Source organism: Lapillicoccus sp. (assembly GCF_036559105.1).
Taxonomy (GTDB): Bacteria; Actinomycetota; Actinomycetes; order Actinomycetales; family Dermatophilaceae; genus Lapillicoccus.
This window is the reverse complement of record NZ_DATBTV010000011.1, coordinates 18019-28930: the sequence shown is the minus strand read 5'-3', so window position 1 is coordinate 28930 and position 10912 is coordinate 18019. Positions and strand designations below refer to the sequence as shown.

Here is a 10912-nt window from a genome sequence, read left to right as displayed (position 1 = left end):
CCGCCGAGGCGTCCTACACCTCGGCCCCGCTCCCCGGTCGGACCTTCGCGGAGGCCGAGCGGATCGGCGGGCACCTCGCGCGGACGGCCTTGGCCGCCCCGAGCGCCGAGGTCGACGTCGCCGGCGGGGTCGAGGTTCGTCAGGCGACCGTCGAGCTCGCGCTGGCTCCGCTCGACACCGAGCCACCCGCGACGCTGGCCGAGCACTGGACGACCGAGCTGGCCGGGGCCGAGCCGGGTCGGGCGGCGCTGTTGCGTGCATGGCTCCAGTGGGCGCGCCAACGGTCCGACGGCGAGACCCTGGCGTACCGGGCGGTCATCACCGCGCTGCGCTGGGGCGGAGTCTGGGTGGTCGGAGTCCCGGGCGAGCCCTTCCTGTCGTTCGCCGACGGCCTCCGACAGCGGGTCGGCGGCCCGGTGCTCGTCACCGGCTACACCGGCGACTGCCCGGGCTACCTGCCGGACGCCGAGGCGTACCGGCACAGGGGTTATGAGGTCCTTGACGCTCACCGGTACTACGGGATGCCGGCGCCCTTCGCCCGCGGCAGTGCCGAGCGCCTGCTCGAGGTGGCGGTGGGACTGGTGTCGACGCCGTGACCGGAAGAGGAGGCGCGAGTGGCCGGGCGGGCGGCGCGCGACCGACCATCACCCTGCTGGCCGCGCAGCTCGGGGTGTCTCCGGCGACGGTGTCGCGAGCCTTCTCGCGTCCGGAGCTGCTCCGGCCCGAGACCGTCGAGCGCGTTCTGGAGGCGGCCCGGGCGGCCGGATACGTCCCGAACCGGCACGCCCGGGCCCTATCGACCGGACGGACAGGAGCGGTCGGGATCGTTGTGACCGACATCGCCAACCCCTTCTTCCCGCCGCTGATCCGCCACGTGCAGAACCTCGCCCAGGAGCGTGGGCTCAACGTCCTGCTCGCCGACACCGACGAGCAACCCCGCCGGGAGGAGGCGGCGGTCGCCCTGCTGTCCCACCAGGTGGAAGGCCTGCTCCTGTGCTCGTCGCGGCTGGCGTCGACCACGCTCCGTCGCCTCGCGCAGCAGCACCGCCTCGTCCTGGTCAACCGCGACGTCTACGACACCGCTCGGGTGCTTCTCGACACCGGTCCGGCGGTGCGCGAGGCCGTCACCCGGCTGGCCGAGCTCGGGCACCGTCGGCTGACCTACCTCGCCGGCCCGCAGCCGCGCTCGTGGTCGAACTCCCAGCGCAGCGCCGCGGTGCGCGACCAGGCGGCGGAGCTGGGCCTCGAGCTCACCAGTCTCCCCACCGCTCACGGCACCTACGAGGACGGGTATGCGGTGGCCGACCGGGTGCGGGTCGCCGGGGCCACCGCCGTGGTTGCCTTCGACGACATCCTCGCCCACGGCGTGATGGGTGGGCTGGCCTCGCTCGGCGTGCAGGTGCCCCGGGACGTCTCGGTCATCGGCTGCGACGACGTCCTCGCGACGACGACCCACCCGCCTCTGTCCACGATCGCCGTCGACCTGCGGGCGGTGGCTGAGGCGTCCATGGCGATGCTCCTGGAGGGTCCCGGCGCCCAGCCGTCCGGGCGCACGCTGCTGCTGGCCCGGCTCGTCCTGCGCGGGACCGTCGGCCCGGCGCCCAGGGTGAGGCCCGGGTCGGGTTAGGTGACCTCGTGGTGGAGGGTCTCGGCGGAGGGTTCGCCGGCGCGGCGGCGAGCGGCGGCGCGGAGCTCGACCAGGTACATCGCGGCGAGGACCAGGACGCCGCCGATCGCCATCCGCCACGTCGGGGACTCCTGGCCGGACACCACGGCGAAGAACGCCGCGAACACCGGTTCCAGGGTCATCACGATCGCCGCCCGGGTCGCGCTCATCCGGGCCTGCGCCCACGTCTGGACCCACAGCGCCAGCACCCCGGCGGCGGTCGCCATGTAGAGCACCGCCAGCCACTGGCCGGTGCCGGACGGCAGCACGACCCCGTCCGGCAGGGCCGAGACGCCGCAGACGACGGCGATCGCCAGCATCTGCACGGCGGCCAGCCCGGTCGCGTGCGAGGGCGTCGACCAGCGCCCGAGCCCGATGATGTGCAGCGCATAGACCGCCGCGCAGGCCAGCGTGAGGGTCTCGCCCAGGCCCAGGGACAGGCCGCCCTGCAGGGACAGCACCCCGAGCCCGAGCGTGGCCAGCCCCACCGCGCCCCAGGTCGCCAGGGGGATCCGTTCGCGGAGCAGCAGCGCCGAGAACACCGGGGTCAGCACGACGTAGGTCCCCGTAATGAACCCGGAGATCGACGCGTCGGTATGCGCCAACCCGATGGTCTGCAGGATCTGGGCGACGCCGTAGACGACACCGAGCCCCAGCCCGACCACCCACTCGTGCCGGCCGAGGCGCCGGACGTGCGGCCAGAAGATCGCCAGCATCAGCACGGCGGCGATGGAGAACCGCACCGCGAGGAAGTCCGTCGGCGGGACCGTCGCGACGAGGTCCCGGATGAGGAAGAACGTCGAACCCCACACCGCCGTGAGCAGGACGAGCAGGCCGGTCGCGACGACCCGCGCCCGGGACGCGGAGAGGGCCACCTCAGACGATGGTCAGGGTGACCGTCGCGCCCTTGCGGACCATCGCACCCGACGCCGGGTCGGACGCCCGGACGATGTTGAACAGTCCGCCCAGCACGTTGTTGTAGGTCACCTGGAAGCCGGCCGCCTTGAGCAGCCGGGTCGCCTCGTCGCGCTGCTTGCCGACCGTCGCGGGGACTGCCACCAGCACCGGCCCCTTCGACACGACGATCGTCACCGTGTCGCCCTTGAACAGGGTGCCGTTCGACGGCGTCTGGCTGACCACCGACCCCGCGGGCACCGTGTCGCTATTGACCTGGTCGCCCTCCTTGACCGTCAGCCCGGCGTCGGAGAGCACCTTCTTGGCCTGGTCGGCGGCCTGGCCGGTGACGTCGGTGACGGCGATGGGCTGCCGGCCCTTGCTCACGGTGACCGTCACCGTGGCGCCGGGCTTGAGGGACGTCCCGGCCGCAGGATCCTGAGCGAGGACCTTGCCGGCCTCGACCGTCTCGCTGAACTCCTCCTTGCGCTCCCCGAGCACGAGGTGCTGGGCGGTCAGCGTGCCGGCCGCGGCGTCGGCGGCCGTCCCCACGAGGGTCGGCGCGGCATACCGCTCCTGGCCCTTGGAGACGGTCAGCCCGACGGTCGAGAGTTTGCGCACCTCGGCGCCCGCTCCGGGGTCGGCGCTCATCACGGTGCCGGTCGGCGCGGTCTCGTCGAACGTCTCGGTCACCGACGAGCGGAGGTCGGCCCGCTGGAGCGCGGCCTGCGCCTCCGCCTGGCTGATCCGCTCGACGGTCGGGACGAGAGTCATCGAGCCCGGCCCGTTCGTGAACCACCACGCCGCGCCGCCACCCGCGACCGCCAGCACCAGCAGGACGGAGATGACGACAGGCCAGACCCGGCGACGCCGACGACCGGTGCCGGTCGGCGAACCGGGCGGGGTATGCGAGGCAACGGTCTCCGGAGCGGTGCGGGACACGACCGGCACCACCGACGTCGGCGCCACGTCGCCCCCGAGCCGCGTCGGCACCGCAGCGGCCGCGTCGTGCTCCGGGATGCCGGCCGGGCGGAGGTCCAGCTCGGCGGTCGTCATCATCGACCGCGAGCGTCGGACCTCGATGAGGTAGTCGCCCGCGTTGGCCGGCCGTTTGTCGGGGTCGCGGGCGGTGGCCAGTGCGACGAGCTGGTCGAGCTCCGTCGGAACGGTCGGGACCGCCGTCGAGGGCATCGGCACCGAGCCGTGCACGTGCTGGTATGCCACGTGGATCGGGGAGTCACCGTCGAACGCCTTGCGGCCGGTGAGCATCTCGTAGAGGACCAGCCCCGCCGCATACACGTCGGATCGGGCATCGGCGATGCCACGCTCGACCTGCTCGGGGGAGAGGTAGGCGACCGTACCGAGCAGGGTGCCGGAGGCGTTGGTCGTGGTGGCCGCCGTGACGGCGCGGGCGAGCCCGAAGTCGGCGACCTTGACGACGCCGTCCTCGCGCAGGATCACGTTCTCGGGCTTGACGTCGCGGTGGATCAGGCCCGCATCGTGGGCGGCGGCGATGGCCTGGAGGATCGGGTCGAACAGGTCGAGGGCGGCGCGGGGCGTCAGCGGCCCCTCGGCGGTGAGCACGTCGCGCAGGGTGCGGCCCGGGACGTACTCCATGGCCAGGAACATCGTGGTGGACCCGGTCGAGTCGTCCTCTCCTTGGTCGTAGACCGCCACGACATTCGGGTGGCTGAGCCGGGCCGCCGACCGCGCCTCACGGCGGAACCGGGAGACGAATGTCGCGTCGCGGGCCAGGTTGTCGTGCATGACCTTGACCGCGACCTCCCGGTCGAGGCGCTGGTCGAGGGCGAGGTACACGGTGGCCATGCCGCCGTCCGCGAGGTGCGAAAGCACGCGGTATCGGCCGTCGAGCACTCGCCCGACGACGGACAGCGACGAGTCCGTGACGCTCGACGTCATGCGGGGGAGTCTACGAAGCCCAAGGCCGTGGATCGTGCAGGCGGGGCCGGACCTAGAGTGGTCGCTGTGGTGGAACCTTCGGACGATGTGGACTCCCTGGAGGTGCTGGTCGGCGACTGGACCACGGTTCCGGACATCGCGGAGCGTTGGGGCGTGTCGCTCGCCCGGGTCCGGCAGCACCTGGCTGACCGCGAGCTGCTCGCGTGGCGCACCGGCGAGCGCCGGGTGATCAGCGTGCCGGTCAAGTTCCTCGACGAGACGGCGCCGCGACACGAGCTGAAGGGCACCTTCACCGTGCTGGCCGACGGCGGGATGAACGACGAGGAGATCCTGCGCTGGCTGTTCACGCCGGACGAGACGCTCCCGGTCGAGGGCGCGCCGATCGACGCGCTCATCGCCGGCCACAAGACCGAGGTCCGGCGCCGGGCCCAGGTCACCGCGCTCTGAGACCGGTCCGCCCGAGCCGGTGAGACAGCTCGCGTATGCGGCGATGCTCGCGTTCTGCCTCGTCGGGACGCTGCCGCTGAACTGGTTCTTCCATCTGGACGTGCTCCGGCAGGTGCGGCGGCTCGTGCTCTCGATCACGCCGGTCTTCCTCGTCTTCGTCGCGTGGGACCTCGCAGCGACGCACGCGGGGCACTGGAGGTTCGACCCGGGGCAGACGCTGTCGACGCGGTTTGTCGGGCTGCCTCTGGAGGAGCTGGGGTTCTTCGTCGTCATCCCGCTGGCCGGGCTGCTCACCTACGAGGCGGTCGGCGTCGTCATCGCGCGTCGCCGGGGTGGGTCGTGAGCTACACCGCGGCCGCGGTCGTCGGAATCGGCGTAGCCGTCGTCCTCGACCTGTGGGTGCTGCGGACCCGGCTGCTGGCGACCCGGCAGTGGTGGGTCGCCTACGGGATCGTCGTCGCGTTCCAGCTGCTCACCAACGGCTGGCTGACCGGCCGGCTGATCGTCACCTACGACCCGGACGCGATCATCGGGTCGGGGACGGTGCCCTTCCTCGGGGACGGCCGGATCGCGTATGCGCCGGTGGAGGACCTGGGGTTCGGGTTCGCCCTGGTCCTCGCGACCTGCGCGCTGTGGGTCTGGTGGGGTCCTCGCCTACCGCGGCGGGAGGGTCCGCGGTAGGCCGAACGAGGGCAGCAGGCCGTTCTCGAAGCGGGTCATCGCGCTGACCCGGTCCCCGGAGAGCGTCAGCACGAGGAACCCCGCGGCGTGCCGGCGGCCGTCGGGGGCGTGCAGGTAGAGACCGAACGCCGGCTGGCCGTTGGCCCGGGTGGGGACCAGGTCGAACCGCCGGCCGTCGCGGAAGATCAGGTCGCAGAAGCGCATGGCGGCCTCGCGGCCCTCGTACTCGTAGGGCATCGGTGGCATCGACACGAACACGTCATCGGTGAGCAGGGCGACCAGGGCGTCGATGTCGCTGGCCTCGTAGGCCCGCACGAACGAGGCCACCAGCGCCTCCTCGGCGGCTGAGCCGAACGCTGGGGCCGGCGCGTGGTCGGCCTCGGCCGAGCGACGCCGGGCCACGGCGGCTCGTGCGCGCTTGAGGGCGCTGGTGACCGACTCGACCGTGGAGTCGAGCATCTCGGCGACCTCGCTCGCGGGGAAGCCGAGCACGTCGCGCAGGACGAGCACCGCCAGCTGGCGCGGCGGGAGCAGCTGCAGCGCCGTCACGAAGGCCAGCGAGATCGACTCCGACTGCTCGACGCGGGCCTCCGGGCCGGGCGCGTGGTCGGAGCGGTCGTCGAGGAGGGTGTCGGGCAACGGCTGTAACCAGACCACCTCGCCGAGCCGTGTCGGTTCGGGCGGTTGCACTCCGGCCACGTCCCACTCCCTGGCCTGGCGTCGACCGGCCGAGCGACGCGCGTTGAGACACCGGTTCGTGGCGATCCGGTAGAGCCACGTCCGCACCGAGGCACGACCCTCGAACCCCGAGATCCCCTGCCAGGCCGCCAAAAATGTCTCCTGGAGGACGTCCTCGGCATCCTGGACCGAGCCGAGCATCCGGTAGCAGTGGACCAGGAGCTCACGGCGGTGCGGGTCGGTCAGCCGGGCGAAAGCCTCGGTCTCGCCGGCCTGCGCACGGGAGACCAGATCGGTCGTCATGGTCGTCGGTCCACCCTTCTGGCGCGTCCTTCGGCGACGCGTCACCCGTACTGACACCGGTCGGACCGCCGACTGGGCGGTGCGCCGACGCCCAGGATGCCGTGACCCCGGTGTCTACCCCCATGTCAGCACGGGTACGAGCAACGGAGGACAGCATGGGACGAGTCGTGGTCAGCGAGAACATCTCCCTCGACGGGGTGATCCAGGACCCCACCGGTGACGAGGGGTTAGCGTTCGGTGGGTGGTTCCAGCGGATGTCCGACGAGGACCGGGCGGCGTGGTCGGAGGTCGAGTTCCAGGAGGCACAGAACACTGCCGCGTGGCTGGTCGGTCGCGGTACCTACAGCTGGTTCGCCACCCGCTGGGCCGACCGGCCGGGTGAGTGGGCGGACCGGCTGCGGGTCGTCCCCAAGTACGTCGTCTCGTCGACGATGGACGAGGCCACGGAGTGGTCCAACTCGACGGTCCTCAAGGGCGATGTCGTGCAGGAGGTCACGGCGCTCAAGGAGCGGGTGGACGGCGACATCGTCGTCTACTCCAGCCGCCGGCTGGTGCGAACGCTGCTGGAGCACGACCTGGTCGACGAGGTACGCCTGATGACCTACCCGTTCGTTCTGGGCGACGGCGACCGGCTCTTCGGCGCCGCTGAGCAGAGCACGGCGCTGCGCCGGGTGGCGGTCCGCCCGATCGGGGAGAGCATCGTGCTGCTCACGTATGCGCCCGCGAGCCGCCAGGCCGCCTAGTCCCGACCCGGTCGGGACTTTCCGTCCGCGCGGTCGAGGTCGCCCCACGTCATGTCGCAGGTCATGTCGCGCTCGGAGCTGTCACCACGACACCAGACGCGACATGACGTGCGACGTGACGGCGGTCGAGGGGCGAGCAGGCCGGAAGTGACCGTGCATGACACCGTGTGCTGGGGAACGGATCAGGTGGTGCGGTCAGGCGGTGCGGGACGTCGTCGCGGCCACGAGCGAGGCGAGGACCTCCACCGCCTCGGCGTCCAGCCCCGGCGCCTTCTCGAGCGCGGCCCGCGACTGCGCGGACAGCCCGGCGATCATCGCCTCGACCTGCTCGACGGCGCCGGTGTCGGCGATGACGCCACGCAGCTGGGTCACGCCGTCGGCGTCGAGGTCGGGCTGACCGAAGAGCTTCTCGAACAGGGCTGCCTGGTCGGTGTCGGCGTTGTCGAGAGCCAGCGCCACCAGCACCGTGCGCTTGCCCTCGCGGAGGTCGTCACCGGCTGGCTTGCCCGTCGTGGACGGGTCACCGAACACACCGAGCACGTCGTCGCGCAGCTGGAACGCCTCGCCGAGGGCCAGTCCGTACTCGGACAGGTACGCCAGGCCGGACGCCGCCACTCCGCCGACGGCGGCCCCGATGAGGATCGGGTGCTCGACGCTGTACTTCGCGCTCTTGTAGCGGATCACGTTGCGGGCGCTGTCGATCCGCGCCGAGGTGTCGAGCTGGTCCCACCCGCGGGCCGACTCGAGCAGGTCGAGGTACTGGCCGCCCATCAGCTGGGTGCGCATCGTGTCGAAGGTCCGCCGCCCGCGGTCCAGCTCGTCGCTCGGAAGTCCCGACGTCGCATACAGCTCGTCCGACCACTGCAGGCAGAGGTCGCCGGCGAGGATCGCCGCGGACTCCCCGAAGCGGGTGCTGTCACCGGCCCAGCCCGAGTCCGCATGGAGGGCGGAAAAGGCTCGGTGGGCGGCCGGCATACCCCGGCGGGTGTCGCTGCCGTCCATGACGTCGTCGTGGAGGAGCGCGGCCGCCTGGAAGAACTCCATCGCCGCCGCCAGCCGGACCAGGGCGTCGGAGTCGGGACTCCCGGATGCGCGGTAGCCCCAGTAGAGGAAGCCCGCGCGCAGCCGCTTGCCGCCTGCGATGAGGCGCTCGACGGCGTCGACGAGTGGGTTGAGCTCGTCGCCGACCGGGGCGAGGATGGCTCGCTGAACCTGCATCTCGGCGTCCACGGCCGCCTGGACCCGCGTTCGCAGGTCGCACAGGTCGAGCGGGCTGGTCACGGCAGATCCTTCCCCGGGGCAGATGACACCTGCTTGCGGCCAGGGTACGTGGCCGTTCCGTCCGGCCCGTGATCTGGTCGCTCCCGCCCACTCGGGAGAGGCCAACGTACCCTGAGCGGTATGCCGGTCAGCACCCGCCTACCGAGGCCCGAGCACCTCACCCGCTCGATCCCCGCGGCCCTCGCCGGGCCGTTGCCGAGCATCAGCTTCGAGTTCTTCCCGCCGCGTGACGATGCGGGGGAGGCGGTGCTGTGGGAGGCGATCCGGCGGATCGAGAAGGTCCACCCGACGTTCGTGTCGGTGACCTACGGGGCCGGCGGCACGACCCGCGACCGGACCATTCGGGTCACCGAGCGCATCGCGCGCGAGACGCTGCTGACGCCGCTGGCCCACCTGACCTGCGTCGGCCACTCGGTCGGTGAGCTGCGCAACGTCGTCGGGTCGCTGTCGGCGGCCGGCCTGCGCAACATCCTCGCCCTACGCGGCGATCCGCAGGGTGGCCCCGGTCAGCCGTGGGTGAAGCACTCGGAGGGCGTCGACCACGCCGACGAGCTGGTGTCGCTGGTGCGGTCGCTCGGCGACTTCACCGTGGGCGTCGCGGCGTTCCCCGACCAGCACCCGGAGAGCCCCAGCCTGGACTTCGACGCCGAGGTCCTGGTCCGCAAGGCTGACGCCGGGGCGGCGTACGCGATCACCCAGTTCTTCTTCACCCGCGAGGCCTATGTGGGGCTGCGGGACCGGGTCAGGGCCCGTGGACGGGACCTGCCGATCATCCCCGGCCTCATGCCGGTGACCAACGTCAAGCAGCTGGCCAAGATGACGGAGCTCTCGGGTCAGCCGGTCCCGTCCTCCGTCACCTCCCGGCTGGAGGCCGTGGAGGGCGACCCCGCGGCGGTCCGCGAGGTCGGCGTGGACATCACGACGGAACTGGCCCAGGAGCTGCTCGCGGAGGGCGCACCGGGCATCCACTTCATCACGATGAACCGCTCGACGGCGACGCTCCAGGTCTTCGAGAACCTGGGCATCGCGGCCGCCCGGTAAGCCGCCTCAGGAGCCGAAGGCCGTCCGCCAGAACGCCCAGAAGTGCTCCGGCGGCGCGGGGGACGTCCACGTCAGGTTGGTGACCAGCACCGCGGTCGTCCGGGTGACCGGGTCGTTCCACCAGGACGTCCCCAGCCCGCCGTCCCAGCCGTAGGCGCCGGCGTGCCGGCCGTCGGGCTGGTCGGTCATGTCCACGCCGAGGCCGAGGCCCCAGCCACCGCCGTCCTCGCCCAGGGGCACGCGAGCCGTCGTCATGGCCCTCAGCGTCGTCGACGCCAGGATCTGCGCCCCTGTCGGGGAACGTCCACCGTCGAGCATCATGGTCCCGAACGCCGCCAGGTCGTCCACGGTCGACACCAGCCCGTCGGCGCCGTTGGGGAACGCCGGCGGTCGGCTCCACTGCCCGTCGGCCTCGTCGTAGACCGCGAGGTCACCACCGTCCTCACCGGGAGCCCACAGCGGCCCCAACCGCCGCGCCACGTCGGCCGCCACGTCGGCCGCCACGTCGGCCGCCACGCTGAACGCTGTGCTGCGCATGCCCAGTGGTTCCAGGACGCGTTCGCGCATCAGGTCGGGCAACGTCGAGCCCGAGGCCCGAGCGACGAGCACCCCCAGGACCTCGGCGCCGATGTTGTACAGCCACCGCTCGCCCGGCTGGTACATCAGGGAGAACGGCGCGAACGTCGACATCCACGTGTCCGGGTCGGGGTCCGCCTGCGGCGCCGGCGCACCCATGTGGACGCCGGCCCGCTCCAGTGCGTCGAGCACCGGGGTCGGCGCACCGCTGAAGTCGTAGCCGAGCCCCAGCCGGAACTCGAGGACGTCCCGCACGAGGATCGGCCGGTTCGCCGGCACGGTATGCGTGATGTCTCCTTCCGGGTCCACGACCACCCGGCGGTCGGCGAGCTCGGGCAGCCAGCGGTCGACCGGGTCGTCGAGGGACAGCGTGCCGTCGTCGACGAGCGTCATCGCGACGACGGCGGTGATGGGTTTGGTGGTCGAGGAGATCCGGAACGGAGTGTCCGGGGTCACCGGGTCGCCGGCGCCTCCGGGGTGGCTGGTCCCCAGCGCGCCCCGGCTCACGTCGCCGTCGCGGGAGACCCACCACGCGAGTCCCGGTACGGCACCGGACTCGACGTACGGCGTCATGACGGCATGCATGCGGTCGGGCACGGAAGCTCCTTCGGTCGACTTGGTGGTCCGACCCTGGGACGACCTGGAACTCATCGACCCGCTGCGCGGGAGCTTCAGGGGAGGG

General features: G+C 72.2%; 12 protein-coding genes. 7 read left to right on the top strand and 5 right to left on the bottom strand.

The features are described 5' to 3' along the window. Together VIG79_RS00930 and VIG79_RS00925 are read left to right on the top strand one after the other, a co-directional pair. On the top strand, window positions 1–596 hold a 596-nt coding region (locus VIG79_RS00930; RefSeq protein ID WP_331880953.1), incomplete at its 5' end, for a hypothetical protein. Next, on the top strand, window positions 593–1627 hold the full coding sequence (locus VIG79_RS00925; protein WP_331880950.1) for a LacI family DNA-binding transcriptional regulator: 1035 nt from the start codon (window positions 593–595) through the stop codon (window positions 1625–1627). The genes VIG79_RS00930 and VIG79_RS00925, both read left to right, overlap by 4 nt. Here the strand turns inward: VIG79_RS00925 and VIG79_RS00920 are convergent. Next, the gene (locus VIG79_RS00920) at window positions 1624–2541 is read right to left on the bottom strand and encodes a DMT family transporter (RefSeq protein WP_331880947.1); all 918 of its coding nucleotides are present in this window, start codon (window positions 2539–2541) and stop codon (window positions 1624–1626) included. The two genes, VIG79_RS00925 and VIG79_RS00920, sit on opposite strands and share 4 nt — an antisense overlap. Window position 2542: 1 nt before the next feature. Further along, window positions 2543–4480 (bottom strand): Stk1 family PASTA domain-containing Ser/Thr kinase, encoded by a 1938-nt coding sequence (pknB, locus tag VIG79_RS00915; protein ID WP_331880944.1) that lies wholly within the window; start codon window positions 4478–4480, stop codon window positions 2543–2545. Window positions 4481–4546: 66 nt separating this feature from the next. On the opposite strand from pknB, the gene VIG79_RS00910 reads away from it, so the two are divergent. From VIG79_RS00910 to VIG79_RS00900, 3 genes are read left to right on the top strand one after another with little or no spacing between them, the layout of a single operon-like run. Next, window positions 4547–4927, top strand: coding sequence for an Rv2175c family DNA-binding protein (locus tag VIG79_RS00910; RefSeq protein ID WP_331880941.1), 381 nt, complete (start codon window positions 4547–4549; stop codon window positions 4925–4927). Between the two features lie 19 nt (window positions 4928–4946). After that, a complete protein-coding gene (locus VIG79_RS00905) occupies window positions 4947–5270 on the top strand; it encodes a lycopene cyclase domain-containing protein (protein ID WP_331880938.1) in 324 nt (107 codons plus the stop codon). Beyond that, a complete protein-coding gene (locus VIG79_RS00900; RefSeq protein ID WP_331880935.1) occupies window positions 5267–5608 on the top strand; it encodes a lycopene cyclase domain-containing protein in 342 nt (113 codons plus the stop codon). Before VIG79_RS00905 ends, VIG79_RS00900 begins: the two co-directional genes overlap by 4 nt. On the opposite strand, the gene VIG79_RS00895 is transcribed toward VIG79_RS00900, so the two are convergent. After that, a complete protein-coding gene (locus tag VIG79_RS00895; RefSeq protein ID WP_331880932.1) occupies window positions 5582–6589 on the bottom strand; it encodes an RNA polymerase subunit sigma-70 in 1008 nt (335 codons plus the stop codon). The genes VIG79_RS00900 and VIG79_RS00895 overlap by 27 nt on opposite strands. A 155-nt stretch (window positions 6590–6744) precedes the next feature. On the opposite strand from VIG79_RS00895, the gene VIG79_RS00890 reads away from it, so the two are divergent. Then, window positions 6745–7332: a dihydrofolate reductase family protein gene (locus VIG79_RS00890; protein WP_331880930.1), complete on the top strand. Its 588-nt coding sequence runs from the start codon at window positions 6745–6747 to the stop codon at window positions 7330–7332. Between the two features lie 195 nt (window positions 7333–7527). Here the strand turns inward: VIG79_RS00890 and VIG79_RS00885 are convergent, their stop codons facing one another. After that, entirely contained in the window at window positions 7528–8613 is a 1086-nt protein-coding gene (locus VIG79_RS00885) for a polyprenyl synthetase family protein (protein ID WP_331880927.1), read from the bottom strand. 120 nt (window positions 8614–8733) lie between these two features. On the opposite strand from VIG79_RS00885, the gene metF reads away from it, so the two are divergent. Further along, a complete protein-coding gene (gene metF, locus VIG79_RS00880; protein ID WP_331880925.1) occupies window positions 8734–9654 on the top strand; it encodes a methylenetetrahydrofolate reductase [NAD(P)H] in 921 nt (306 codons plus the stop codon). Window positions 9655–9660: 6 nt separating this feature from the next. Here metF and VIG79_RS00875 read toward each other — a convergent pair whose 3' ends face one another. Then, window positions 9661–10827, bottom strand: a complete 1167-nt coding sequence (locus tag VIG79_RS00875) for a serine hydrolase domain-containing protein (protein WP_331880923.1) — start codon at window positions 10825–10827, stop codon at window positions 9661–9663. Between the last annotated feature and the right edge of the window lie 85 nt (window positions 10828–10912).

What these genes read in the sequence shown, in the direction of transcription:
- pknB (WP_331880944.1), bottom strand. Translation starts at nt 4,480, where the DNA reads ATGACGTCGAGCGTCACGGACTCGTCGCTGTCCGTCGTCGGGCGAGTG.
- VIG79_RS00890 (WP_331880930.1), top strand. Translation starts at nt 6,745, where the DNA reads ATGGGACGAGTCGTGGTCAGCGAGAACATCTCCCTCGACGGGGTGATC.
- VIG79_RS00895 (WP_331880932.1), bottom strand. Translation starts at nt 6,589, where the DNA reads ATGACGACCGATCTGGTCTCCCGTGCGCAGGCCGGCGAGACCGAGGCT.
- metF (WP_331880925.1), top strand. Translation starts at nt 8,734, where the DNA reads ATGCCGGTCAGCACCCGCCTACCGAGGCCCGAGCACCTCACCCGCTCG.